We start from the raw sequence: 25,187 nt of genomic DNA, 5'->3' as shown, positions 1-25,187 counted from the left end.
GATACCGTCGCGCCGGTCGCCCGGCATCGAGGCCGTGTCTCGGCTTGAAGCCGGTCCGGACGAGCTGTTCGAGCCGTAGCCGTACTGAGCCGTATTCACTAGGAGTTCACGCCTGTGGCCCTGATACCGAGATGGCCGGCGCCCGGGGCGCGCCGCCGTACCCCACCCCAGCGAAGAATCGCGGCCGTCGCCGTGGCCGCCCTCGCGGCAGCTTTTCTTCAGCCGATCGCGGCGCGGGCGCAGACCCCGCCCGCGCCGCCTTCGGACGCGAAGCTCGCCGCCGAACCGGCCCGGCACGACGACACGCGCGAGCAGTTCTACTTCGTGATGCCGGATCGTTTCGCCAATGGCGACACGTCCAACGACCGGGGCGGGCTGACCGGTTCGCGCCTCGCCACCGGGTACGACCCCACGGACAAGGGCTTCTACCAGGGCGGCGACCTGAAGGGGCTGACCAACAAGCTCGACTACATCAAGGGGCTCGGCACCACCGCCATCTGGATGGCGCCGATCTTCAAGAACCAGCCCGTGCAGGGCGAGGGCAGCAGCGCCTCGGCCGGGTACCACGGTTACTGGATCACGGACTTCACCCAGGTCGACCCGCACTTCGGCACCAACAAGGACCTCGCGACCCTCATCTCCAAGGCGCACGCCAAGGGCATGAAGGTCTTCTTCGACGTCATCACCAACCACACCGCCGACGTCGTCGACTATGAGCAGAAGTCCTACGACTACCTCTCCAAGGGTGCCTTCCCGTATCTGACCGAGGACGGGAAGCCCTTCGACGACGCCGACTACGCGGCGGGAGGCGCCGGGTTCCCGTCCGTGGGCGCCGGGTCCTTCCCCCGTACGCCCGTCGTGCCCGCCGCCAAGAAGAACGCCAAGGTGCCGTCCTGGCTCAACGACCCGACGATGTACCACAACCGGGGCGATTCCACCTATGCCGGCGAGTCCACCACCTACGGCGACTTCTCCGGCCTCGACGACCTGTGGACCGAGCGTCCCGAGGTCGTCAGCGGCATGGAGAAGATCTACGAGAAGTGGGTCGAGGACTTCGGCGTCGACGGCTTCCGGATCGACACCGTGAAGCACGTGGACATGGAGTTCTGGACGCAGTGGGCCACCGCGCTCGACGCGTACGCCGCCGAGCGGGGCCGGAAGAACTTCTTCATGTTCGGCGAGGTCTACTCCGCCGACACGTCGATCACCTCCCCGTACGTCACCCAGGGCCGACTCGACGCCACCCTCGACTTCCCCTTCCAGGACGCGGCACGCTCGTACGCCTCCCAGGGGGGCAGCGCCAAGAAGCTCGCCTCGGTCTTCGGTGACGACTACAAGTACACGACCGACAAGGCCAACGCGTACGAGCAGGTCACCTTCCTCGGCAACCACGACATGGGCCGCATCGGGTACTTCCTGAACCAGGACAACCCGAAGGCCACCGACGCCGAGCTGGTGAAGAAGGACGAGCTCGCCAACGAGCTGATGTTCCTCAGCCGCGGCAACCCGGTCGTCTACTACGGGGACGAGCAGGGCTTCACCGGCGCGGGCGGCGACAAGGACGCCCGCCAGACGATGTTCGCCTCCAAGGTCGCCGACTACCTCGACGACGACGAGCTCGGCACCGACCGCACACACGCGAGCGACGCCTACGACACGAGCGCACCGCTCTACAAGGAGATCGCCGCTCTCTCGAAGCTCCGCAAGGACAACCCGGCTCTCGCGGACGGGGTGCAGACCGAGCGGTACGCGGCCGACGGGGCGGGCGTCTACGCCTTCTCCCGTACGGGCGGCAACAGGACCGAGTACCTCGTCGCCCTCAACAACGCGGGCGAGGCGAAGACGGCGACCTTCGCGACCGGCTCCGCCGACATGACCTTCCAGGGGATCTACGGGACCTCGTCCCGGCTGACGAGCGACGCCGACAAGAACGTCACCGTCACCGTCCCGGCGGGTTCCGCCGTCGTCCTCAAGGCGGCCCGCCCGCTCGGCACCCCCGCCGCGAAGCCCTCGCTCACCCTGAAGGCGCCGGGCGCGGGCGCCACCGGCACCGTCGAGCTCGGCGCCGACGTCACCGGCGGTCAGCTCGACCGCGTCGTCTTCGCCGCCCAGGTCGGCAACGGGAAGTGGCGGACGCTCGGCTCCGCCGACCACGCCCCGTACAAGGTCACCCAGGTCATCGGCAAGGACGTACCCGCCGGAACCGCCCTGCGCTACAAGGCGGTGGTCGTCGACTCGGCCGGGCGGACCGCGAGTGCGACGGCCACGAGCACCACCGGGACCCCGCCCGCCCCCGAAGTCCCCACCGCCTCCTCGCGCGACTACGCGATCGTCCACTACAAGCGCACCGACGGCGACTACACCGACTGGCGGCTGTACGCCTGGGGCGACCTCGCCGACGGCGAGTCGACGACCTGGCCCGCGGGCCACGACTTCATCGGCCGCGACGCCTACGGGGCCTTCGCCTACGTGAAGTTGAAGCCGGGCGCCTCCAGTGTCGGCTTCCTCGTCATCGACAAGGACGGCAACAAGGACGTCGCCACCGACCGCACGATCGACGTCACCAAGACGGGCGAGGTCTGGGTCGAGCAGGGCAAGGAGGCCGTACAGACCCAGCGGCCCGACTACCCGGCGCAGGACACGACCAAGGCCGTACTGCACTACCACCGCGCCGACGGCGACTACTCCGGCTGGGGACTGCACGTCTGGACCGGGGCCGCGACGCCCACGGACTGGTCCAAGCCCCTGGAGCCGGTCAGGACCGACGCCTATGGCGCCGTCTTCGAGGTGCCGCTCGCCGCGGGTGCCACCAGCCTCAGTTACATCCTCCACAAGGGCGACGAGAAGGACCTCCCGACCGACCAGTCGCTCGACCTCACCGCGAACGGCCACGAGGTGTGGCTGGTGAACGGGCAGGAGAAGTACCTGCTCCCGCAGCCCGCGGGCAGCGCGGCCGCGCTCGACCTGACCACCTCCAAGGCGGTCTGGATCGACCGGAACACGGTTGCCTGGAACGGCTCCGAGGGCGCGGCCTCCACCCAGTTGCTGTACTCCCACGACGGCTCGATCGCCGTCAAGGACGGGACGCTGACCAGCGACGACGAGCGGTGGCTCCGGCTTTCCAGGACCACCCTCACCGACGCCCAGAAGGCCGCCTTCCCGTACCTCAAGGACTACACCGCCTGGTCCGTCGACCCGCGCGACCGGAGCCGGGTGAAGAAGGCCCTGAACGGTCAGGTCGTCGCCTCGCAACGGGCCGCGAACGGCGCCGTGCTCGCGGCGACCGGCGTCCAGATCGCCGGCGTACTGGACGATCTGTACGACGCGACCAAGGCACAGCTGGGTCCGACGTTCCGTGACGGTCGTCCCACGTTGGCCGTGTGGGCGCCGACCGCGCAGAGCGTGGCACTGGAACTCGACGGCTCCACGGTCGCCATGAAGAGGAACGACACCACCGGCGTGTGGTCCGTCACCGGCGCGAAGTCCTGGCGGAACAAGCCCTACCGGTACGTCGTGAAGGTGTGGGCGCCCACCGTCCGCAAGGTCGTCACCAACAAGGTCACCGACCCGTACTCGCTCGCCCTCACCGCCGACTCCGAGCGCAGTCTCGTCGTCGACCTGAAGGACAGGTCCCTCGCCCCGAGCGGCTGGTCCTCCCTGAAGAAGCCCAAGGCCGTGCCACTGCGGGACGCCCAGATCCAGGAGCTGCACATCCGGGACTTCTCGGTGGCGGACAAGACCGTCCCCGCGAAGGACCGGGGCACCTACCTCGCCTTCACCGACAAGAACAGCGACGGGTCCAGGCACCTGCGGGCCCTCGCCGCGGCGGGCACCTCGTACGTCCACCTCCTGCCCGCCTTCGACATCGCCACCATCCCCGAGAAGAAGTCCGAGCAGGCCACCACCGGCTGCGACCTCGCCTCCTACCCCGCCGACTCCCAGAAGCAGCAGGAGTGCGTCGCCGCGATCGCCGCGAAGGACGCCTACAACTGGGGCTACGACCCGTACCACTACACGGTCCCGGAGGGCTCGTACGCGAGCGACCCGGACGGCACCGGCCGAACGGTCGAGTTCCGCCGCATGGTCAAGTCGCTGAACGAGGACGGCCTGCGGGTCGTCATGGACGTGGTCTACAACCACACGGCCGCCAGTGGCCAGGCGGACACCTCCGTGCTCGACAGGATCGTGCCCGGCTACTACCAGCGGCTCCTCGCCGACGGGTCCGTCGCCACCTCCACCTGCTGCGCGAACACGGCCACCGAGAACGCCATGATGGGCAAGCTGGTGGTGGACTCGATCGTCACCTGGGCCAAGGAGTACAAGGTCGACGGCTTCCGCTTCGACCTCATGGGACACCACCCCAAGGCCAACATCCTGGCCGTTCGCAAGGCCCTCGACGCGCTGACCCCGGCGAAGGACGGGGTCGACGGAAAGAAGATCATCCTGTACGGGGAGGGCTGGAACTTCGGTGAGGTCGCCGACGACGCCCGTTTCGTCCAGGCCACCCAGAAGAACATGGCGGGGACCGGCGTCGCGACCTTCTCCGACCGGGCGCGCGACGCGGTGCGCGGCGGCAGCCCCTTCGACTCCGACCCCGGCGTCCAGGGCTTCGCCTCGGGGCTGTACACCGACCCCAACTCCTCGACCGCCAACGGCACTTCGGCCGAGCAGAAGGCCCGGCTGCTGCACTACCAGGACCTCATCAAGATCGGGCTCAGCGGCAACCTCGCCACCTACCGCTTCACCGACACCGACGGCAAGGAGGTCAAGGGCTCCGAGGTCGACTACAACGGTCAGCCCGCCGGATACGCGGCGGCACCGGGCGACGCCCTCGCGTACGCCGACGCGCACGACAACGAGTCCCTGTACGACGCCCTCACCTACAAGCTGCCCGCCACGACCGGCGCGGACGACCGGGCGCGGATGCAGGTCCTCGCCATGGCGACCGCCGCCCTCTCCCAGGGCCCGTCGCTCTCCCAGGCGGGCTCCGACCTGCTGCGCTCCAAGTCCCTCGACCGCAACTCCTTCGACAGCGGCGACTGGTTCAACGCCATCCACTGGGACTGCCGGGACGGCAACGGCTTCGGACGCGGACTGCCGATGGCGACCGACAACGCGTCCAAGTGGCCCTACGCCACGCCCCTGTTGAGCACCGTCAAGGTGGGATGCCCGCAGATCGAGGGCAGCTCGGCCGCGTACCAGGACCTGGAGCGGATCCGTACGACCGAGAGCGTCTTCTCGCTGTCCACCGCCGGGCAGGTGCAGTCGAAGCTCTCCTTCCCGCTGTCCGGCAAGGACGAGACGCCCGGCGTGATCACGATGGAGCTCGGCGACCTCGTCGTCGTCTTCAACGCGACACCCAAGGCACAGGAGCAGACGGTCGGCGCCCTGGCCGGGACGGCGTACGCGCTGCACCCGGTGCAGGCGGCGGGCGCCGACCCTATCGTCAAATCCTCCTCTTACGAGGCGAAAACGGGCACGTTCGCCGTTCCGGGGCGCACTGTGGCGGTATTCTCCCGGATCTCCTGAAAGGGCATTACCTTGGTGGGGCAGACCTCGAACCCGGTCTGCCCCACCGGTGTGTCCAAAGGCTGGTAGATGGACGTCAACGGCAAGCGGACAGACACGACCGTGCTGGTCGTGGACGATGTGACGGCCAGTCGGTACGCCATGAGCGCCGTGCTGCGCCGCGCCGGTCACCAGGTCGTCCCGGTCGCCAGCGGCTCCGAGGCGCTCGTCGAACTCGACGTACGGCTGCGCAAGGGCGCCCTGCCCGACGTGGCGCTCATCGATGTGGACCTGCCGGACATGAGCGGCTTCGAACTGTGCCGTCGGCTCAAGGCCCGGCCCCACATGGCCGGCCTGCCCGTCGTGCACTTCTCGGCCGCCGCCGTGGACGCGGGTGACCGCTGCCGAGGCCTCGACGTGGGCGGCGAGGCGTATCTGACGGTGCCCGCCGAGCCGGAGGAGATCGACGCGGTGGTCCGGGCCGCGGTGCGCGCCGCCCGGCTCAGGGCCGACGACCAGGCGCTGGCACGGCGGCTGACCCGGCTGGCGGAGACGGTCGTCGCCATCCAGACGGCGCGCTCCCCGCAGGAACTCGCCGGCGCCGCCGCCGACGGCGCCGCCCGGCTCACCGGCTCTCCCGCCGCCGTCTTCGTCCTCGGCCCGGACGACGAGCTCTACCGCGGCACCTCACGGGACCGTACCTCGCTCGCGATGCCCGACGAGGGCGCCCACCAGGCCGTGGCCGGACTGCTCCGACGGCTCACCCGGGGGCAGTCGGGCGTCCAGATCACCACGGTGCCCGCGCCGCTGTGGCCGGCCGGGTTCTTCCGGCCGGGCGTGCAGCACGACGCCCGCCTGGCGCTGATCCCCATCCAGGAAGGCCGGGCCTCGGTGTGCCTCGCCACGCCCACCCGCGGGGTGCGCCGGGTCAGTCCCGAGGACGAGGCCCTGCTGGCCCGGCTCGCCGAGGCCACCGGGCTCGCCGCCGAACCGCTGCTCATGTACCAGGTCGAACGGCACGTCGCCCTCACCCTCCAGCACAGCTTCCTGCCCCAGCCGCACCGGCTGCCCGAACTGCCGGGCGTCGACGTCGTGGTCCGGTACGTGCCCGCGTCCGCGGAGACCGAGATCGGCGGCGACTTCTACGCGGCCCTGCGCACCGGCGAGGGCGTGCTCACCGCGGTCGGCGACGTCGTCGGGCACTCGCTGGAGGCGGCCACCGTCATGGTCGAGATCAGGCACGCGCTGCGCGCCTACAGCGTCGAGGAGAGCGACCCGGCCGTGCTCGCCGAGCGCCTCGACCGGATGCTCCAGCGCTACCACCCCGGCATCACCACGACCGTCTGCCTGGTCCTGGTCGACCCCGCCACCGGACGCACCCGTATCGCCAACGCCGGCCACATCCCGCCGCTGATCATCCGGGACACCGGGGGCGCCGACTACTCCAAGGCCGCCGGCCCGCTGCTCGGTGTGGGTCTGCCCCACCCGCGGCCCACGGAGCTGTTCCTCGAACCCACCGACCGACTCCTCATGGTCACCGATGGCCTGATCGAGACCCGGGGCACCGATCTGGCCGTCTCGATGGAGCACCTCCGCGCCGCCGCCGGCGGTGCCCTCCCCGGCCTGGACGCCCTCTGCGACACCCTGCTCGACTGCTTCGGCCGGGACCGCGAGGACGACATCGCACTGCTGGCGCTGCGGCTAGGGTGACCGGGAATCCCTAGAACAGGAGTGCCCATGCCGAACATCACCGTCGAGCATTCCCCGGCTCTCGACCACGTCGACTGGCGCGCCTTCGCCCTCGCGCTGCACCCGGTGGTCGTCGAGACCGCCGCCGCGAAGATCGAGGCGTGCAAGACGCGGACGCTGCGCACCGAGGACGAGGTGGTGGGAGCGGAGACGGACCCGGACGCGCACGCCATCGTGCATGTCACGCTCGCCCTGCTGGCCGGCCGCACCGAGGAGACCAAGGCGAAGCTCACCGAGGCCACCCTCGAGCTGCTGCGCAAGCACGTCGAGCCCACCGAAGGGCGCACGCTGCACATCTCCGCCGAAGTGCGCGAGCTCGACCCGTCGTACCGGAAGTACGTGCAGTAACCGCTATGAGGCGGCCGGGGGCGAGGCCAGCGCGATCAACCGGACGGCGAGGTCGGTGAACGGCCCGTCGCCCGGGTCGCCCTTGAGCGCCCGGCGCAGCAGCGCGCCCAGTTCCTCGTCGTGCGTGGCGCTCACCGCCGCCAGCGCCGCGAAGTCCTGCACGAGCTGCACCTCCAGCTCGCCGCGCGGAATCCGCCGCCCGTCCAGCCAGATCAGCGCCGTCGACTCGACGAGCGAGATCCAGGAGCGGATCACCAGCTCCAGGCGGGCGGGCGGGTCCTCGACCTTCAGATGCGACAGGATCTGGACATAGGCGGCCTGCCGCACCGCGTCGACGAGCGCGTTGGTCTTCGAGGAGCCGACCGCGGGACCGCCGCGCATCAACGCCGAGAAACCGGGGCCGTGGTCGTCCACGAAGTCGAAGAAGCGGCGCATGACCCGCAGCAGCCGCGAGCCCAGCGGGCCCTCGTGCGGCTCCACGAAGCGGCCCGCGAGATCGTCCGAGGCGCGCTGCAACGCCGCCTCGTACAGGCTGATTTTGCCGGGGAAGTAGTGGTAGACCAACGGCCGTGAGATACCCGCGGCCGAGGCTATCTCGTCGATCGAGACCTCGTCGGGTGAGCGTCGGCTGAAGAGGTCGAGGGCGACGCCGATCAACTGTTGCCGCCGCTCCTCGACACCCATCCTGCGGCGTACCCCGGTTGTCATACGAACACCTTACCGATCGGATCCGGCCCCGAATGGGCCGGTCCGGCCATGGTCGTTCACATGTCCAACACGATGCGATCACCGAGCGCCCGCGAAACACAGATCAGCATCGAGTCACCACGCTCCGTGTCGGTGAGCAGTTCGTCGCGGTGCTCGATCTCCCCTTCCAGCACCCGCTGTTGGCAGGTTCCGCAGAATCCCTGCTCGCAGGAGTAGGCGGTGTCGGGCAGTTCGGTGCGTACGGCGGCGAGCACGGTGGTGTCGGCGGCGACGCTCACCGTACGTCCGCTGCGGCGCAGTTCGACCTCGAAGGCACCGTTGCCCTCGGCGGAGGTGCTCGGCGTGAACCGCTCCAGGTGCAGCGCCGCACCGTCGGGGAGTCGGCGTCCGACCGCCTCCATCAGCCCCTCGGGACCACAGCAGTGGACGGCCGCGCCCGCCGGCACGTCCGCGAACAGCGCGTCGAGATCGGGCCGTCCGTCCTCGTCCTCGGCCACGACGGTGACCCGGCCGCCGCGCAGCTTCCCGATCTCCTCCAGGAACGGCATCGACGCGCGCGTCCGGCCGCCGTACAGCAGCCGCCATTCCGCGCGGTCCTGGACCGCCCGCAGCATCGGCAGGATCGGTGTGATCCCGATGCCGCCCGCGACGAAGACATACGCGGGCGCCGGTGCGAGGGGGAACCGGTTGCGCGGCCCCCGCACCTCGACCTCCATGCCCTCCCGGAGCTGTTCGTGGACCTCGCGCGACCCGCCCCGCCCGTCCTCGACCAGCCGGGTCGCGACGGTGTACGACGAGGTGTCCTCCGGGTCCCCGCACAGCGAGTACTGCCGTACGAGACCCGAGGGCAGGACGAGGTCGAGGTGGGCGCCGGGCTCCCAGCGCGGCAGGCCGTGTCCCTCCAGACGCAGTTGTACGACCCCGTCGGCGACCCGCTCGTGCCGGGTGACCAGCAGTCGCAGCGCCCGGGAGCGCGGCCGGCCGGAGATCGGCTCCTCGAGGGCGGGCAGCGGCCACAGCGGCGAGACCTCGATCCGGCGGCGCAGCGCCCGCCGGGCGAGCAGGGCCGCACCGGCGACGGCGACGACGGTCCGCAGCCGGGGCGTCACCCGGCTCTCCTCTCGGCAGCCGTCGCCGCCGGTGACGAGGCGAGATAGGCGACCGCCTGCTCGGTCGACCCCTCCTGGGAGGGGTGGTAGGTGCGGCTGAGATAGCGGGGAATGGACTTGAGCATGTCCCCGGTCGACGGCAGTACACCCCGCTTCCCGCTCAGGTAGAAGTCCTTGAAGCTCGCCCTGCCCGCCGTGAGGGTCGGGTCGTTCTCCATGAAGAACCGCGCCCCGCGCTGCCACAGGAAGACCAGGGCGGTGAAGGCCGTGGCCCAGGTCCGGGCGCGGCGCCGGTAGCTCCCGTCGACGTGGAGGAAGAGTTCGAAGGCCACGGACCGGTGCTCGACCTCCTCCGCGCCGTGCCAGCGCATCAGGTCCAGCATGGTGGGATCGGCGCCGCGCCGGTCCAACTCCTCGGCGTTCAGGATCCAGTCGCCGAGGAAGGCGGTGTAGTGCTCGATCGCCGCGATGATCGCGACCCGCTCCATCAGCCACCACCTGCGGGCCCTGCCCGGCGGCAGGGTGCGGTCGCCGAGCAGCTTCTCGAAGAACCAGTCGACCTGGGCGGTGTACGGCGTCGGGTCGAGCCCGAGTTCCCTGAGGTGGGGGAGTACCTCGTCGTGGGCCTGCGCATGGATCGCCTCCTGCCCGATGAACCCGATGACGTCCGCGCGCAACCGCTCGTCCCGGATGTAGGGCAGTACCTGCTTGTACACGTGCACGAACCAGCGCTCACCGGCCGGCAGCAACAGGTGCAGCACGTTCATCGTGTGGGTGGCGAACGGCTCCCCCGGTACCCAGTGCAGCGGTGTGTCCTCCCAGGAGAACGACACCTTCCGCGCCTTGAGCGGTATCCGCTCGGACTCGACCGGCCGGGGCAGCCGGGCGGCATGCTTGTTAGACATGCCGTCAATGTACTGACGGGTAGGTGCCGGGAGAACCCCCGTGCGCCCACTTGTTGACGCGAAGGCCGGTCGTGCCACCCGAGGCCGGGCCGGGCAGGACCTAGCGCAGCCCGTCGACCGTTCGTCCGTCCGTCAGGGTGCCCTTCAACCCGGCCTGATCCCCCTGCTTCGTCCGTACGGCGAGCAGCGCGCCCCGGGCCGACCCGCTCACCCTGCCCGTCGTACTGATCGAGGCGGTGTCCTTGCTGCCCGCCGCGAGCAGGTACCAGTCGCCCGTGCTCGACTTCCACAGCACGCCCGCGAGCACATGGGGGTCACGGCTGCCGCACGCGGGCGAGTTCTCGGCCTTCGCCGCGATGGCACCGTACGCTCCGCCCGGGGTGTGGAACTGGGCCAGGACCCGGGTGCCGTAGCCCCGCCAGGTGTCGGCCCGGGTGCACACCCAGACGGCCTGCCCGCTCGCGTCGGGCAGCGGCTGCTGCGCGTACTGCCAGGCGTTCACGGACCGCACGCCCTGGGAGCGCACGGCGGCCAGGGAGCAGGCGAACGGCGCCCAGTTCCGCAGCGCCGCCGGGCCCGCGGCCTCGTGGGGTGCCGCGGGCGGCCCCGAGGTGAGATGGGCCGGGATCAGCTCGCCGAGATCGGTCAGCAGGTGCGGGCCCGAGGTGTCGGTCACCTCCATGACGTTCCACGAGGTGCAGGTGCCGGTCGGGGCGGGGCCAGCCAGTGGCGTGCTGACACCCTCGGCCGAGAGGGTGAGGGGCGTCGGGCCCGCGGCCGGCTTCATCAGGTCGCGCTCGGCGGCCCTGGTCACCCAGGGGGCGGTCAGATAGCGGACGTTGCCGTCGGCCCGGTCCAGGACCAGCGCTTCCGCCTCGGCCCCGGTCGCGCCGTCGACCCGGGCGAAGTCGAGGGCCGCGCCGCCCGCGCCGGCGCGCGGCTCGGCGTACCGGGCGATGCGCAGTCCGTCGTAGAAGAGCACCACGCGCGCCTGGTCCACGTCACCGGCGTACAGCAGCTGCGGCGGTCCGGCCGGGGCACCCGAGGGGGTGCCGGGCGTCGCCGAGACCTGCACGGACTCGCCGGGCCGGGCCCAGACGGCGAGCGCGCGGCGCAGCAGCGCGCTGTCCCCGGCGAGGTTGCCGCGCGCGGGCCACACGGAGAAGTCGGTGCGCGCGGACGACCGCCACGTCGTCGGGGCGACCCGCGTCACCTTCCCGGGGTCGAGGGCGGCCTCGGCGGCCGGGTTCTGCGCGTACGACGGGGCGGCGGCGCCGTCGGGTCCCCAGCCGCCGTTGGGCAGGGCGAGCAGCGCGCCGCAGACGGCCGCCGCGACGCCCGCGGCGAGCGCGGCCTTCATGTGCTGTCTGCGCCGCATCAGGTCGGTGGGCCGGGCGTGCAGCGAACAGGGGTCGAACTCGGGGGACAGGAGCAGGGCGTCCCTGGCCTCGACACCGCCCGCCTCCTTGAGCGCCGCGCCCGGGTCGTCGACGCCCGCCGCCGTCAGCACCTTGCGTACGTCGGGGTCGGGCAGCTTCTCCAGGCCGCGCAGGACGTACGCCGCGCGGGCGGGACCGGACAGGGCCGACAGCCGCTGGTCCAGGGCGAGTTCGTCGGCTCCGCCCGAGTGCGGGAAGAGCCTCAGGCCCCACACCTGGGGCAGGAACGGGGGCAGTTGGGACCGCCTGGGCCAGGCCGCGCGCCGCAGCGGCACCCCGGCCTCCAGCGCCGTACGCACGACCTTGAGGCGTACGAGGGCGTAGCCGGGGTCGCCGTCGCGGCCGGTGGCCTGGGCCGGGATCAGGGTGGCGGTCGTGCGTCCCCGGGGCAGGGCGCGCTGGGTGAGGGCGTGCGCGGTCAGTACTCGTCGGTTGCGGCCGAGACTCGGCGGCAGTACCAGATAGGCGAGCCGGACGAGCCGCGGGTAGTGCTCGACGAGAGCGGCCTCGGCCTGCTCGACGTCGACGACCGGTCCTGGGGAGGCTGCGGAGCGCTGGGCTACATCCTGTGACTGCACGTTCAGCAAAACGAGCGAATCGGTGGATGGTCACCCCGGGGGCCGGAAGCCCGGAGGGGGCGTGTTCCGCCTCGGGGTCCGGCACAGGCATGACTTTCCGCCCGTCCGGCGGTAGGTCCGCCGGCTGTGCTGATCGGACAACGTGACCGTAGCGCGAGTGGATCGACTCCGGAGCCTACGGGCCTACGCGTGTGCCGGGTTCCGCTCCAGGGCGTGACGCGGTGGGTTTACGTTCGACTGAACTGTCCGTCCGTGACGGGGGAGATTGAGCACTGGGCGCGCCGCAGCCGTATCGGAGGCCAGGGCCCTCGCCGGGGCTCTCGACGGCGTGGGCGCCGACAGGCACCGGAGGAACGTATGAGGTTGACACGCGAAACGCTGAGCGGGCACGGCCTTGCGGTCGTCGCGGCCGCGGCCCTGCTGGCGCTGACCGGCTGCGGCGGGTCGGGCGGGGGAGGAACCAAGAGCGACTCGGCCGACCGGGTCCCGGCCACCGCGACCGGCAGTCTGGAGGATCTGGCGGCCGAGGTGAAGTGCAAGCCGGACATCCAGACGGATGCCGACGAGATCCGTCAGGCGATCTGCAAGAACACCGACGGCAAGTTCGTCCTCGCGACCTTCGCCACCGACCGCGGCCAGCGTGAATGGATCAACGACGCGAAGGACTACGGGGGGTTCTACCTCGTCGGCGCGAAGTGGGTCGCCGTCGCCGACCAGAAGGTGGTCACGGCGCTGCGCGGCACGCTCGGCGGTGACATGGAGGTCGGGACCGACCACCACCAGCATTCCCACAGCGGCTGAGCCGCACGTACGGCACACACGCAGAAGGCCGGTGGCGGGATCTCCCGCCACCGGCCTTCTCAGTGCCTTGCTAGTTCTTCGGTGAAGCGACTACTGCCTTCGGCGAAGGGGCTGTTACCTGCACTGCTGACCGGTGTTGATGCAGTTGGCGATCTTGTTCGCCAGGCCACCGGTGGTGACGCTGATGAAGTCGTCGTGGTCGGTCGCCGACTTGTGGAGCTGCTCCGGGAAGCCGTCCACCGCGTACGCGTTCTTCACCACGCCGTTCTGGAGGACCGGCGGCGCGATCTTGTAGACCAGGCGCATCGTCAGCTGCGGGATCGCCTTGAAGCCGTTGCCGCAGACGCCGCTCGCCGGATCGGCGAAGGCCACGTGCGTGCGGTGGTTGGCGCTGTCGATGTTCTGGCCGTCCCAGCAGCTCTGGAAGGCGAACGTGCGGACCACGTTGCTGCCCTGCGGGCAGATCGGGTACTGCGTCGTCAGCTGGACCTTGTTCTCGAAGCCGGTGCAGCTCCAGTGCGCGTTGGCGTTCGCCAGACCGTTGGTGGTGGTCTTGGCGTCACCGGTGATGATGCGCAGGAACTGCGGCATCGCGACGACCTTGCTGGCCGGGCTGCCGACGTACTTGATCTGCGCCTGTACGGGCGTCAGGATCTTGCCGACGTTGCCTTCCTTGCCACCACCGTCCGCGTTCTGGTCGAAGTCCTGCGTGCCGTTCTGGAGACGGACCACCGGCCAGTAGTACGAGGACAGGTCGTTCTTGTTCTGGCAGCTGGTCCCGCCCTGCAGGAACGTCTGGTTGCTGGAGAACGCGTTGACCTTCTGGTTGCCGACGTAGTCGTGCAGGTGGTGCGCGCCGTTGGTCACACCGGGCGCCACGATCACGTTGTCGGTGTTGTGGTTCTTGTTCGCGTTCACGCCGCACTGGGTGGTGAACGTACCCCGAGAGGCGTTGGCGCCCTTCTGCGGCTTGCCCTGGACGTTCGCCGCGACCTTCGTGATGTCGACGAAGTCGGCGGCGACGGGACCGTTTCCGGCCTGGCCACCGATGTTGGCCGGCGCGCTCGCGCTCGGAGCCGCGCTGGCCGAGGCACCGCCGTTGTTCTGCTGGCCACCGTTGTTCTGCTGGCCGTTGTTCTGACCCCCGTTGTTCTGCTGGCCGTTGTTCTGGCCACCGGCGGTGGTCTGGGCCTGGTCGGCGGTGGTGCCGGTGCAGGTGGCGAGACCGTCCAGCGTGGTCGGCGCGGCGGCGCCCACCCGGGTGAAGTCGATCTTGATTCGGCCGATGACCGCGGTCCGCTTGTCCTTGAGCGGCGACAGGATCGCGTTCTGGACGAAGCCCGCGTCATTGGCCTGAGCCTGACGCGACGAGGCCAGCCGGGCGTAAGCCTCGGTGATCTGCTTGTCGAGCGTGGCCAGCTCCGTGTCGATGTTCGACTTGGCGTTGGCGGGCACACTGGTCAGTTTCTGCCCGACATCGGGGCAGGAGATGGTGGCGACCTGGGCGGCGGCGGCCTTGGTGGTGTTCGGGCTCGAGTTGGTCTCGTGCGCCGAGGCGTAGAAATTCGCCCAGATCAATCCGCCCCCACCGATCGCGAGCGCCGCGGATGCGGCAACGGCGCGAACAGCCAGCGGCGAACGTCGTTTGCGAGTGTTGCGTCCCATGGAACTCCTCTGACTTCCTTGCGGGGCAGCGAGGCGCCCGACAGGAGTGAAGCGGCGTCCATCAGTACGCAGGTGACTCCTGAGGCGTTCAGAAACCCTGGAAAATCTTAGAAGTTCGTGAGGTCATTTCCGGCGCAATGGGCTCAGAAGCGCATGTTTTTCGAGGAGTTGATCTCGGAAAACAGGTTTGAATGATATTCAACGGCGCCGGCGGGTCCTTCTTCCTCAGTGGCTGCCGTGATCCAAATAGGCCAGTACGGCGAGTACGCGCCGGTTGTCGTCGTCGGAGACCTCCAGCCCCAGTTTGGTGAAGATGTTGGAGGTGTGTTTGGCGATCGCCCGTTCTGTGACCACGAGTTGGGCCGCGATCGCCGCGTTCGAGCGTCCCTGCGCCATCAGTTCGAGCACCTCCAGCTCACGTGGTGTCAGCCGCCCGAGGGGCTGCGCGGTGTGTGAACGCCGCGCCAGCAACTGCTGAATGACCTGCGGATCCATCGCGGTCCCGCCCGCGGCGACCCGCCGTACGGCGTCGATGAACTGCTCCGCGTCGAACACCCGGTCCTTGAGCAGATAACCGACCCCGCCCGTGCCGTCCGCGAGCAACTCCCGTGCGTACAGCTGCTCCACGTGCTGGGAGAGCACGAGCACCGGCAGCCCCGGCCGCTCCCGACGGGCCTGGAGCGCGCACTGCAGCCCCTCGTCCGTGTGCGAGGGCGGCAGCCGTACGTCGACCACGGCGACGTCCGGCGCCAACTCGGCCAGCGCCCTGGCGAGTTCGGGCCCGCTCTCGACGGCGGCGGCGATCTCGAAGTCGTACGCCTCGAGCATCCGGACCAGTCCGTCGCGCAGCAGGAACAGGTCTTCGGCTAGGACAACGCGCAAGGGATCTCCATGGTGACCATGGTGGGACCGCCCGCGGGGCTGCTGACGGCCAGGACGCCGTCGAATGTACCGAGCCGCCGCTCGACGCCGGTGAGGCCCGAGCCCGCGCCGACCCGGGCGCCGCCCTCTCCGTCGTCGGTGACGGTGATGCGGAGCGTTCCGTCCCTGTGCTGGAGGTCGACCCAGAGGCGCTCGGCGCCGGAGTGCTTGACCGCGTTGGTCAGTACCTCGCTGACGGCGAAGTACGCGGCGGACTCGACGGGCGCGTCGGCACGGCCGTCCATGTCGACGTCCACCTCGCTCACGAGAGGCAGCCGCAGCGCCAACGCCCTTACCGCGTCGCCGAGTCCACGCTCGGCGAGCACGGGGGGATGAATGCCCCGTACGAGGTCGCGCAGCTCGGTGAGTGCCTCGGCGGAGGACCGGCGGGCCTGGGCGAGCAGCTGTCGGGCCTTGGCCGGGTCCTTCTCGATGAGGACGTCGACGGTCCTCAGGTCCATCCCCATGGCGACCAGTCGCGCCTGCGCCCCGTCGTGCAAGTCCCTCTCGATACGCCGGAGTTCGGCCGCCGAGGTGTCCACGGCGGTGCGCCGGGTCTCGGTGAGGACGCGGACCCGCTCGGCGAGTTCGCCGTCGCCGGGGGCGAGGACGGCGCGGGTGAGGAGGAAATGGACCCGAAGGAGGGCGGGGGAGAGGGCGTAGGAGGCGACGAGGAGCGCCGCGCCCAGTGCCCCCGCGAGGAGGGCGGTGCCCTGCCCCGACACCGGCACGAAGCCGTACCACCACCCCACGTGCGTGCCGTCCGTGAAGACCCGCCACAGGCCGGCCGCCAGGGCGAAGCCCTCCAGGGGGTAGAAGAGGAGGGCGGCGGGCAGCAGCGCGGTCACGAACCCGGCGGTCATGTCGACCACCAGCCAGCCGAGGTCACGCCAGGTCGCCGGATCCCCCAGCATGCGGAAGCAGCGCGTCCACGGGGGCGTGCCCGTGGGCAGGCTCCGGTACGTGGACGGAATCCGTATCCCGCACCACTCGGCGGCGACGATCCGTCGCCGGTCCGCGAAGGCCCGTACGCCGGTCAGGACCCACGGAGTCGTGACGATCCCCACCCCCACCGGGACGAGCAGGATCGACACGACGGACAGTACGAGGAGGACAACCGCGCCGGTGTACCCCCCGACGGCCAGCATCAGCCCTCGTCTCCCGGCGACCAGTACCTCCGGCCCGCGCGTCCGTATGCCCCTGCCGCTCCACATCTCCATACCGCCAGTCTCACCGACCCGCCCCGCGGGGTCACTGGGCCGAGCACCAGGACGGGGGTGGTGCCAGGTGCACCCCGGGGCGGGCCTTTCCTCGCCCCGCCGCCCCTTGCCCGTCCCCTCCTCCCGGGGCTCCGCCCAGTGAGCCCGCGGGGTGGTCTTTCGGCTGCGGCCGGTGGGGGCTGGTCGCGCAGTTCCCCGCGCCCCTGAGAGCCTCAGCCCGTCCGGCGTTCGAGGACGGGGTCGTTCAGGCCGAACGGGGGTTCGGGGGGCGGAGCCCCCATGTGCGGAGGGGACGGGCAGGGGCGGCGGGGGCGGGGACAAGGGCGCTACTGGGTGAGTACCTTTGTCTCCAGGTGTGGTGGGAGGCCCACCGGGGGGCGGTCCGGGCGTTGGGGGGCCACCCCGCCGATGCCCTGGAGCCAGGTCCACGTGTCCGCGACCGTTTCCGAGACGGGTCGGCACCGCAGTCCCGCCGCCACCGCCCGGGACACGTCCGCCCGATGAAGAGCGTCATGCATGTCGGATCCCACCGGCACCCACACCGGCAACTGCGTCCACGGCTGAATCCCGGCGTCGAGGACCACGGAAGGCTCGGTCCAACGCAGTTCCGCCCGCGCCCCGGTGACCTGGACGCACGCGTCGAGCAGCTCGCCCATCGTCGTATGCCCCTGCGGACTCATCAAGTTGTACGCCCCGCTCACCCCCGCATCCGCCGCCCCGAGGATCCACTCCGCGAGATCACGCACATCGACGTACTGGAGGGGAAGGGACCGCGGGCCGGGCGCGAGTACGGGACCGCCCCGGGCGATCCGGGCCAACCACCACGGCAGGCGCCCGATGTTCTCGTACGGTCCGAGGATCAGCCCGGACCGCACCAGCAACGAGCGCTCCGCGCCGAACGCGGACACGGCGGCCAGCTCGCCGCCCAGTTTGTCCTGCGCGTAGTCGGTCTGTTCCGCGTCCTCGGACGCCCCATCCACGAGCGGCGCGTCCTCGGCGTAGTCGGCGGGCGGAGCCCACGCGTAGACCGAGCAGCTCGACACGTACACATACCGCCCGGCCCGGTCGGCCAACAGCCGTGCCGTGTCGCGAACGGCCCGCGGCGCCGCCGACCAGGTGTCGACGACGACATCCCACGCACCATCGGTGGACGCGTCGGCGAGCGCCGCGAGCCCGTCGGGGGCGGTGCGGTCACCCAGCAAGGACCGCGCCCCGGCGGGCGGCTCGCGCCGCCCGCGGTGGAAGACGGTCACCTCCCAGTCACGGCCGAGCGCCGCCTCCACCACGGCCCGCCCCGCGAAGTCCGTACCGCCCAGCATCAGCAGTTTCTTGGGTGTCATACGGAGGACTCTGCCCGCACGGTCCGCCGGACGGAACGGGAATCTGCTGACAGAAGAGTTCCTGAGCTGCGAGGCGGGTCAACGCCCCGTCGGAGGTGCGTACTTGTACCCCACCCGCCGTACCGTCTGGATCGCCTGCCGGTGCCGCGCGCCCAGCTTGCGCCGCAACCGCGCGACGTGGACGTCGACGGTCCGCCCGTCGCCCACGTGCCCGTAGCCCCACACGGTGGTGACCAACTGGTCGCGGGTGTGCACCCGGTGCGGATGCGAGACGAGGTGGGCGAGCAGCTCGAACTCCAGGTAGGTGAGGTCGAGCGGCCGCCCGTCGACCTCGGCGGTGCGCTGCACGGCGTCGATGCGGACGAGCGGGTCGTCCCCCACGGCGGCATCGGTGGGGGCCGGGGAGTCCGGGACGGCGACCGGCAGCAGGGGCTGCTGGTCGGCCGGTACGAGGACCAGGTAGCCGATCATCGGCGGCTGGCCGGGGAGTACGGGCAGGGTGTGCGGGGGAGCGGGCAGCCAGGTGGCGCCCGGCGGCAGGAAGTCCGCGACGTCGACCACCTCGTCCCGGTGGACGGCACGGAGTCGGTGCCGCGCGGGGACGGGGGCGGGTGCCGGTGCGGAGGTGGTCGCGACGGACGAGAAGGAACGAGTGGTCGCCATGAGGGGTCAGCTCTTTCGCGCGAGAAGTTCGTCGGGAAGGTCGACGACCGCGAGTTCGTGGTCGGGGCCGTCGAGGACGTACGTCGTGCGCGCTGGCCGAAGGCCGGGGTGTACGGCTTTAGAGGGCCGGCGCGTTCGTCGCGCGGCAACACACCCGGTCGAAGTCGTGATGCTGACGGGAAGGCCAGAAGGGCTCCAGGTCGGGGCGACCCGTCGCGGTGTACTTCTGGAAGCTGGCCATGCCCCCATTGAAGCAGAAGCCGGAGCCGGGCAGGAGACTCCTCTCACAGGTCGGACGCGTCCTTGGCGTGAACTTGACGCCGTACGACGGGCTGACCTCGTACGACGAGGTCGACCGCGTCGTACGAGGCCGACGTCGCGCAACGCGAGGAGGCGCCCACCATGACGGTGGGCGCCTCCTCGCGTTGTGTGCGGGGCGGATCAGACCTGACCGGCCTTCTCCAGGGCGGAGCAGCAGGTGTCGACGAGCAGGCGCGTGACGACGTACGGGTCGACGTTGGCGTTCGGGCGGCGGTCCTCGATGTAACCCTTGCCGTCCTTCTCGACCTGCCACGGGATGCGGACCGAGGCGCCGCGGTTGGAGACGCCGTAGGAGTACTCGTTCCACGGGGCGGTCTCGTGCAGACCGGTCAGGCGGTCGTCGATGCCGGCGCCGTAGTTCTTGACGTGGTCGAGCGGCTTCGAGCCCTCGCCCAGCGACTCGCACGCGGTGATGATCGCGTCGTAGCCCTCGCGCATCGCCTTGGTGGAGAAGTTGGTGTGCGCGCCGGCGCCGTTCCAGTCGCCCTTGACCGGCTTGGGGTCGAGGGTCGCGGAGATGTTGAAGTCCTCGGCGGTGCGGTAGAGCAGCCAGCGGGCCACCCACAGCTGGTCGGAGACCTCCAGCGGCGCCAGCGGGCCGACCTGGAACTCCCACTGGCCGGGCATGACCTCGGCGTTGATGCCGGAGATGCCGAGCCCCGCCTTGAGGCAGTTCTCGAGGTGCGCCTCGACGACGTCACGGCCGAAGATCTCGTCCGCGCCGACACCGCAGTAGTAGCCGCCCTGGGGGGCCGGAAAGCCGCCGACGGGGAAGCCGAGCGGGCGCTCCCCGTCGAAGAAGGTGTACTCCTGCTCGATGCCGAAGATCGGCTCCTGCGCGGCGAACTTCTCCGCCACCTCGGCCAGCGCGGCACGGGTGTTGGACTCGTGCGGCGTCATGTCGATGTTCAGGACCTCGCACATCACGAGGACGTCGTCGCCGCCGCGGATCGGGTCCGGGAACGTGGCGACGGGCTTGAGTACGCGGTCCGAGGCGTGCCCCTCGGCCTGGTTCGTGGAAGACCCGTCGAAGCCCCAGATCGGCAGCTCGACGCCCTTGGCGTCGTCGCCCAGTATCTTCGTCTTGGAACGGAGCTTGGCCGTCGGCTCGGTGCCGTCGATCCAGATGTACTCAGCCTTGAAGGTCACGGGCCACATCCTTCGGGGTGTGTCTTGGGGCGCACTGCGGGTGCTGCGGCGCTGCGGCACTGGGGCGCCGCGGTACTGCCCGGCAGCCTGTCAACAGGCGATTTCCCGATCATTGCTCGAATGTGAACCCCGTGTTACCGGGTGTCTCCGTGCTGCGACTCACTCGCCGAGAGCGATGCGCGTCCGCATCGCCGACCCGCTCGCGAAGGCCGCGTGCACACGCGTCGGGCCACCGTGGTCCTCCCGGTCCCGGTGGCGGCGGCTCGTATGCGATGGGTTTGCGGGCGCGCACCGGGCTCTGCGCCCGGTGAACGCGCTCTACGTGTCGGTCCTGGTCTACGTGCCGGTCCTGCTGTTCGTGGCCGCGAACAGCAGGACGCACGACCCGCACCGGGCGGCGGTCCGGGCCGCGGGGCTGCTGCCGCACGCGGCCCGGCCGGTACCGCCGTCCGATCGGCGGACTTCCTCAGTCGTCAGGTGCAGGCGCTCACCCCACCTTCTCGATCCGGGCCCGGCGGATCAGGAACTTGCCCGGCTCCCGGACCTGCTCGAACGCCGCGTTGTTGAGCAGTACGCAGCTGCCCGACACCGAGGTGACCTGCACGGTCGTGGACTTGTTGTTGTCCAGGTTCGTGACCTTGAGCTTGGTCCCGGCCGGGAACTGGTTGCTGGAAGCCGCCGGGGCGCCCGCCTCGCCCGAGAGGGTGACGGTCGAACCGTTGCAGACCTGCTGGCCTGTGGCGGCGCCACCACCACCCGTCCCCTGCGCGGGTGCGGTGGTCTGCTGCTGCGCGGGTGTGGTCGTCGCCGGCTGGGCGGACTGCGCGGGCTGCGTGGTCTGGGAGCCCTGAGCCGACTCCCCAACCGCGCAACCGGACGCCTTCTGCTGCACCTTGATCTGTGCGATGACCGCCTCGCGGTTGGCGATCCGCGCCGCCGACTGTGCGTCGGGATTGGCCCGTTGGCCGTCGATGAACTTCTGGTTGTTGCCGAGGGCGGTGGCGAGCCCCTGGCAGACCGTCGAGTTCCCGGCGGACAGGGTCCGGCCGTTCTCGGTCGGCGCCGCGTTCGAGGTGGACGCCATGGCGAAGGCGCCACCTCCGGCCACGGCGGCCGCACCGACCAGCAGCGCGAGCTTCTTCTTGGGACTGAGAGTCCTTCTACGCGACATGCGCGCCTCCTGTCCCCGGCCGCCTCGTGCGGCGGCCGGATGCGATCCGTGTGCCGCTATGTACGAGATGCCGAACAGGGTTACTCAACGGTTAACACGAGTCAGTGCAGTGGCTTGGGTCACATGCGAGTCAAGGCGTCCCGCACCGCTTCCTCCGTACGGGCCACGACTGCCGTCCCGTCCTCCGCCGTGATGATCGGGCGCTGGATGAGCTTCGGGTGCTCGGCCAGCGCCTTGATCCACTGCCCGCGCGAACTGTGGTCGCGAGCCCACGACTTCAGGTCGAGCTCCTTCGCGAGGGCCTCCTGCGTCCGGGTGATGTCCCACGGTTCGAGGCCCAGCCGCTCCAGTACGTCCCGGATCTCGTCCTCCGTGGGGACGTCCTCCAGGTAGCGGCGGACGGTGTACTGCGCACCCTCCGCGTCGAGCAGGCTGATGGCGCTGCGGCACTTCGAACAGGCGGGATTGATCCAGATCTCCATGCCACACACGGTACGCGAGCCGTTCATCACAAGATCATCACTCCATTCCTCCTGTTCGGTCCGGGAGCCATGAGCGGCACCCAGGGCGCGCAGGACGAGGTGAACGCGGCGAAGGGTGCGGCTGCCGGCCGCGTCCGACGATCACGATGACCGCCACCGCCACCGTCACCGCGACGCCGAAGCCGCGAGCTACCGTCACCAAGACGGTGCGGACGCCGGGCCCGACCGAAACGGTCGCCGAGGCCGCGCGGGACGCCGCGACGGACACGAGCGGGAGCAGCGACACCGGCACCTGCTCGATCGTCTCCGACTCGGGCAACTGCTATGAGGCGGGGCAGTACTGGGAGGGTCTGTTCGAATGTGCCGCCGCCTCACGCACCTCTCGGGGAACTGCTGTGACACGGCGGCAATTCCCTTGCTCACCTGGATGTTTGCTGGACTCTGCGGACTCCCTGGATGTCAGTGCCGGGCAGTAAACTGGAGGCAGTGTTCGAGGGTGTCGCCGGGGGGTCCGGATGGCGCCCTGACCGCGACAGGAGGATGCCTGTGCCCGCTGCCGCACTGAAGCCGCTGCCCACTCAGTCCACGTCCAAGAGGGCGGTCCTGATGGACCTGCCGTACGAGCCCGTGGCGAAGCGCCCGTTGCCGCCGGGGCGGCCTCGCGAGTGGTACGTCACGCACAACCGCCGGCTCAAGGCGATGCGTCTCGCGATCGCTCTGCTCGACTCCGGTGTGTACGTTCCGAATCAGGCCCGCAACGAGAAGATCCGCAGTACCGCGGAGGCGATCGGTGTTCATCCGCCGTCGGACACCACGTGCCACATGGTGCGCGCGCTGATGCGCTACGCGCGCTGAGCGCGGGGACGGCGGGGACGGCGGGGACGACGTACCTCGCCCCCGCCGCCCCTACCCGTCCCATCCCTACCTGGGGGCTCAGCCCCCAGACCCCCATCGGCCTGAACGGCCTCGTCCTCAATCGCCGGACGGGCTGGAGACGCGGGCCGGGGTGGGTGGTGCGCGGCCCCCGGCCTCGTCCTGGAACGCTGGACGACCCCGGGCTTTTAGGGGCGCGGGGAACTGCGCGGCCGGCCCCACCGGCCGTCAGCCAAAGAACTTCGGGCGGACGGGGGCGCGGAGAGTGGGGCGCGGTCCGCCCACACCGGGCCCGCAGCCGGACGGCACACCCGGGGGCTGGGGCCGAGCCCGTTCCCTCCGTCACCTCCCCGTCGTCAGTTCCTTCTCCAGAGGGGTCCGGAAGCGCGGTGTGATCCGGGTCGGGCCCAGCCAGGCCCGTAGGCGGGCGGCCTCCGTCTCGATGGCGGCCAGTGCCTCCCGCCCCACCCCGGCAGGGTCCAGCACCCGCCACACCAGAGCCCCATCGGCCCGCTGCGCCCACCCCCCGACCACCCGTCCGTCCCACCACACCGTCGGCCCGACATTCCCACTGCCGTCGAAGAGCGCGGGGCGGAGGGAGGGGGACAGGTACCACTCCCGTTCCTGCCATCCCATGGCCGTGGGATCGAGCCCGGGGAGGAGCGCGGCCCACGGCGCGGCGGGGCCGGGGACGGGGGCGATGTCGTCGGCGGTCACATATCCGGTGGCTCCGTCGTCGAGCGACACGGCCACCGCCCCGATCGCGGCCAGCGCCCGCCGCACATCGGTGACCTTCCACCCCGTCCACCACTTGAGGTCGGCCTCGGTGGCGGGCCCGCACACCGCGAGCCAGCGGCGCAGCAACTCGGGCTGGGCCTCGGAGGGCGGGAGTTCGGGATGCGGCGGCGCCACGGCCCAGCGGAACTGGGTCGACGTCCAGGACCCCAGCGGGCGCCCACGCACCACCCGCCCCTCGACCCCGAGCACCCGCATCAGCCGGGACGACACGGTCTGCGCGCTCTCGTAACTCCGTCCCGCGCCGTACGTGAACTGCTCCCTCAACCGCGGCTCGTCCTGGACGAGTTCGTTCACCGTGGCCTGCCCGCGCCGCTCCAGCGCGGCGAGCGCGGACGCCTCCACCTCGGCGAGCCACTCCTCGGTCAGCCGCCCGCCACTGCCGCTCACCATGTCCTTGACCAGCCCGGCCCGGGCCTTCGCGGCGATCGCGAGCCCCGTCGAGGCGTGCACCACCGCGGCCAGCTCGGTGCGGAACACGAACACGGTGTGCCGCATGCCGTGCATCCGTACCAGCGTCCGGTCCTCGTACAGCGCCCGGTCGAGCTCCGCCACCGTCTTCCCGGCGTCCGCGAGCCGCGCGCCCACCGCCAGGTACACCGTCGCCGGATCGGTCCCGTGCAGTGCGACCAGGGACCCGGCGACCTCCTCGGGGCTCGCCGCGCGCGCCGTCCCCGCGAGCCGGTGCCGCAGGGCGAGCCGGGCCCGCCGCTCCGCCACTGCGATGTGCCGTCGTTCCTCGCCCACGCCGCCTCCCTCTCGTAGCTGCCGTCCCGCATCCTCTCGCGCCTCACCCGATCGGCGCCCCCACCATGCGTACGCCCTGCTCACGGCCTTGACTGAAGCGGGAATCCGCAGCGGAACGTCGGGAGACGACATGGCGCGGCACGCTGGGCAAGGGATACGCGGGACAGGCGGGGTGCACGGGGTGCACGGGATACGAGCGCCCGGCGTACGACGGGCCGGCCCGGGTCCGTGGCCGTCGTGCTCCTGCTGGCCCTCGGCGCCTGCCTGGCCGGCTGTTCCAACGGCACCGGTCCGTCCGACGTGGCCTCCGCCGCCTCCTCCCTCGCGTCCGAGGCCGGCGACTCGCTCGCCTCCGCGACCGCCGAGGCCGGGCGGAAGTTCGACGAGTTCAAGAACGGCCTGGACGCCAAGGACGAGGTGAAGCTCGGCGACCGGGTGACCATCGACTCCGCGGGCCGGGCCACCGTCAAGGCGACCGCCACCAACCCGACGTCCGCGGCGAAGACGTACGCGATCCAGGTCGACTTCCGCGACAAGGGCGGCAACCTCCTCGACACGGTCGTCGTCACCCTGAAGGACGTCCCGGCGGGCGCCGCCAAGGACGCCACCGCCCGCAGCACCCGCACCCTCTCCGGAGACGTCACCGCCGACGTGGCCCGCGCCGTACGGACCTGACACCCGCGAACGCGCCTCCC

At 70.8% G+C, this 25,187-nt stretch carries 20 protein-coding genes; 6 read left to right on the top strand and 14 right to left on the bottom strand.

The window, feature by feature from the left end; translation table 11 throughout:
• Window positions 1-120: 120 nt before the first annotated feature.
• From pulA to AAFF41_RS15545, 3 genes are all read left to right on the top strand, one after another.
• The gene (pulA, locus tag AAFF41_RS15555) at window positions 121-5,529 is read left to right on the top strand and encodes a pullulanase-type alpha-1,6-glucosidase (protein ID WP_319744483.1); all 5,409 of its coding nucleotides are present in this window, start codon (window positions 121-123) and stop codon (window positions 5,527-5,529) included.
• A gap of 69 nt (window positions 5,530-5,598) precedes the next feature.
• Entirely contained in the window at window positions 5,599-7,218 is a 1,620-nt protein-coding gene (locus AAFF41_RS15550) for a SpoIIE family protein phosphatase (RefSeq protein WP_343324088.1), read from the top strand.
• 27 nt (window positions 7,219-7,245) lie between these two features.
• Window positions 7,246-7,605 (top strand): 5-carboxymethyl-2-hydroxymuconate Delta-isomerase, encoded by a 360-nt coding sequence (locus AAFF41_RS15545; protein WP_319743558.1) that lies wholly within the window; start codon window positions 7,246-7,248, stop codon window positions 7,603-7,605.
• Window positions 7,606-7,608: 3 nt separating this feature from the next.
• Here AAFF41_RS15545 and AAFF41_RS15540 read toward each other — a convergent pair whose 3' ends face one another.
• The 4 genes from AAFF41_RS15540 to AAFF41_RS15525 form a co-directional block, all read right to left on the bottom strand.
• On the bottom strand, window positions 7,609-8,313 hold the full coding sequence (locus AAFF41_RS15540) for a TetR/AcrR family transcriptional regulator (protein ID WP_319743556.1): 705 nt from the start codon (window positions 8,311-8,313) through the stop codon (window positions 7,609-7,611).
• Between the two features lie 56 nt (window positions 8,314-8,369).
• On the bottom strand, window positions 8,370-9,422 hold the full coding sequence (locus AAFF41_RS15535; RefSeq protein WP_343324087.1) for a PDR/VanB family oxidoreductase: 1,053 nt from the start codon (window positions 9,420-9,422) through the stop codon (window positions 8,370-8,372).
• Entirely contained in the window at window positions 9,419-10,327 is a 909-nt protein-coding gene (locus AAFF41_RS15530; protein ID WP_343324086.1) for a metal-dependent hydrolase, read from the bottom strand. The genes AAFF41_RS15535 and AAFF41_RS15530 overlap by 4 nt, the downstream gene beginning before the upstream one ends.
• Window positions 10,328-10,427: 100 nt before the next feature.
• Complete coding sequence (locus AAFF41_RS15525; RefSeq protein ID WP_343324085.1) at window positions 10,428-12,344, bottom strand: hypothetical protein; 1,917 nt, start codon at window positions 12,342-12,344, stop codon at window positions 10,428-10,430.
• Between the two features lie 357 nt (window positions 12,345-12,701).
• On the opposite strand from AAFF41_RS15525, the gene AAFF41_RS15520 reads away from it, so the two are divergent.
• On the top strand, window positions 12,702-13,145 hold the full coding sequence (locus AAFF41_RS15520) for a hypothetical protein (protein ID WP_343324084.1): 444 nt from the start codon (window positions 12,702-12,704) through the stop codon (window positions 13,143-13,145).
• 114 nt (window positions 13,146-13,259) lie between these two features.
• Here the strand turns inward: AAFF41_RS15520 and AAFF41_RS15515 are convergent, their stop codons facing one another.
• The 9 genes from AAFF41_RS15515 to AAFF41_RS15475 form a co-directional block, all read right to left on the bottom strand.
• On the bottom strand, window positions 13,260-14,810 hold the full coding sequence (locus AAFF41_RS15515; RefSeq protein WP_319743544.1) for a DUF1996 domain-containing protein: 1,551 nt from the start codon (window positions 14,808-14,810) through the stop codon (window positions 13,260-13,262).
• A 225-nt stretch (window positions 14,811-15,035) separates the two neighbouring features.
• A complete protein-coding gene (locus AAFF41_RS15510) occupies window positions 15,036-15,692 on the bottom strand; it encodes a response regulator transcription factor (RefSeq protein ID WP_319743542.1) in 657 nt (218 codons plus the stop codon).
• Window positions 15,677-16,951, bottom strand: a complete 1,275-nt coding sequence (locus AAFF41_RS15505; RefSeq protein WP_425526126.1) for a sensor histidine kinase — start codon at window positions 16,949-16,951, stop codon at window positions 15,677-15,679. Before AAFF41_RS15505 ends, AAFF41_RS15510 begins: the two co-directional genes overlap by 16 nt.
• A 326-nt stretch (window positions 16,952-17,277) precedes the next feature.
• Complete coding sequence (locus AAFF41_RS15500) at window positions 17,278-18,270, bottom strand: NAD-dependent epimerase/dehydratase family protein (protein ID WP_319744479.1); 993 nt, start codon at window positions 18,268-18,270, stop codon at window positions 17,278-17,280.
• A 99-nt stretch (window positions 18,271-18,369) separates the two neighbouring features.
• On the bottom strand, window positions 18,370-18,954 hold the full coding sequence (locus tag AAFF41_RS15495) for a winged helix-turn-helix domain-containing protein (RefSeq protein WP_319743540.1): 585 nt from the start codon (window positions 18,952-18,954) through the stop codon (window positions 18,370-18,372).
• A gap of 118 nt (window positions 18,955-19,072) precedes the next feature.
• Window positions 19,073-19,195, bottom strand: a complete 123-nt coding sequence (locus tag AAFF41_RS15490) for a hypothetical protein (protein WP_095858130.1) — start codon at window positions 19,193-19,195, stop codon at window positions 19,073-19,075.
• 200 nt (window positions 19,196-19,395) lie between these two features.
• Window positions 19,396-20,424 (bottom strand): glutamine synthetase, encoded by a 1,029-nt coding sequence (glnII, locus tag AAFF41_RS15485; protein ID WP_319743538.1) that lies wholly within the window; start codon window positions 20,422-20,424, stop codon window positions 19,396-19,398.
• A gap of 487 nt (window positions 20,425-20,911) precedes the next feature.
• Complete coding sequence (locus AAFF41_RS15480) at window positions 20,912-21,595, bottom strand: hypothetical protein (protein ID WP_343324083.1); 684 nt, start codon at window positions 21,593-21,595, stop codon at window positions 20,912-20,914.
• 119 nt (window positions 21,596-21,714) lie between these two features.
• Entirely contained in the window at window positions 21,715-22,077 is a 363-nt protein-coding gene (locus AAFF41_RS15475; protein WP_318273460.1) for an arsenate reductase family protein, read from the bottom strand.
• Between the two features lie 546 nt (window positions 22,078-22,623).
• Between AAFF41_RS15475 and AAFF41_RS15470 the strand changes: the two genes are divergently transcribed.
• Window positions 22,624-22,932, top strand: a complete 309-nt coding sequence (locus AAFF41_RS15470; protein WP_054230803.1) for a hypothetical protein — start codon at window positions 22,624-22,626, stop codon at window positions 22,930-22,932.
• Window positions 22,933-23,292: 360 nt separating this feature from the next.
• Here AAFF41_RS15470 and AAFF41_RS15465 read toward each other — a convergent pair whose 3' ends face one another.
• Window positions 23,293-24,492, bottom strand: a complete 1,200-nt coding sequence (locus tag AAFF41_RS15465) for a winged helix DNA-binding domain-containing protein (RefSeq protein ID WP_319743534.1) — start codon at window positions 24,490-24,492, stop codon at window positions 23,293-23,295.
• A 228-nt stretch (window positions 24,493-24,720) separates the two neighbouring features.
• On the opposite strand from AAFF41_RS15465, the gene AAFF41_RS15460 reads away from it, so the two are divergent.
• The gene (locus tag AAFF41_RS15460; protein ID WP_343324082.1) at window positions 24,721-25,167 is read left to right on the top strand and encodes an FxLYD domain-containing protein; all 447 of its coding nucleotides are present in this window, start codon (window positions 24,721-24,723) and stop codon (window positions 25,165-25,167) included.
• Window positions 25,168-25,187: the final 20 nt, after the last annotated feature.

Origin of the sequence: Streptomyces mirabilis, assembly GCF_039503195.1 — a bacterium.
GTDB classification, from domain to species: Bacteria; Actinomycetota; Actinomycetes; order Streptomycetales; family Streptomycetaceae; genus Streptomyces; species Streptomyces mirabilis_D.
This window is presented reverse-complemented; position numbering and strand designations above follow the sequence as displayed.

What these genes read in the sequence shown, in the direction of transcription:
- AAFF41_RS15550 (WP_343324088.1), top strand. Translation starts at nt 5,599, where the DNA reads ATGGACGTCAACGGCAAGCGGACAGACACGACCGTGCTGGTCGTGGAC.
- AAFF41_RS15545 (WP_319743558.1), top strand. Translation starts at nt 7,246, where the DNA reads ATGCCGAACATCACCGTCGAGCATTCCCCGGCTCTCGACCACGTCGAC.
- AAFF41_RS15540 (WP_319743556.1), bottom strand. Translation starts at nt 8,313, where the DNA reads ATGACAACCGGGGTACGCCGCAGGATGGGTGTCGAGGAGCGGCGGCAA.
- AAFF41_RS15530 (WP_343324086.1), bottom strand. Translation starts at nt 10,327, where the DNA reads ATGTCTAACAAGCATGCCGCCCGGCTGCCCCGGCCGGTCGAGTCCGAG.
- AAFF41_RS15520 (WP_343324084.1), top strand. Translation starts at nt 12,702, where the DNA reads ATGAGGTTGACACGCGAAACGCTGAGCGGGCACGGCCTTGCGGTCGTC.
- AAFF41_RS15515 (WP_319743544.1), bottom strand. Translation starts at nt 14,810, where the DNA reads ATGGGACGCAACACTCGCAAACGACGTTCGCCGCTGGCTGTTCGCGCC.
- AAFF41_RS15505 (WP_425526126.1), bottom strand. Translation starts at nt 16,951, where the DNA reads ATGGAGATGTGGAGCGGCAGGGGCATACGGACGCGCGGGCCGGAGGTA.
- AAFF41_RS15500 (WP_319744479.1), bottom strand. Translation starts at nt 18,270, where the DNA reads ATGCTGGGCGGTACGGACTTCGCGGGGCGGGCCGTGGTGGAGGCGGCG.
- AAFF41_RS15495 (WP_319743540.1), bottom strand. Translation starts at nt 18,954, where the DNA reads ATGGCGACCACTCGTTCCTTCTCGTCCGTCGCGACCACCTCCGCACCG.
- AAFF41_RS15490 (WP_095858130.1), bottom strand. Translation starts at nt 19,195, where the DNA reads ATGGCCAGCTTCCAGAAGTACACCGCGACGGGTCGCCCCGACCTGGAG.
- AAFF41_RS15480 (WP_343324083.1), bottom strand. Translation starts at nt 21,595, where the DNA reads ATGTCGCGTAGAAGGACTCTCAGTCCCAAGAAGAAGCTCGCGCTGCTG.
- AAFF41_RS15475 (WP_318273460.1), bottom strand. Translation starts at nt 22,077, where the DNA reads ATGGAGATCTGGATCAATCCCGCCTGTTCGAAGTGCCGCAGCGCCATC.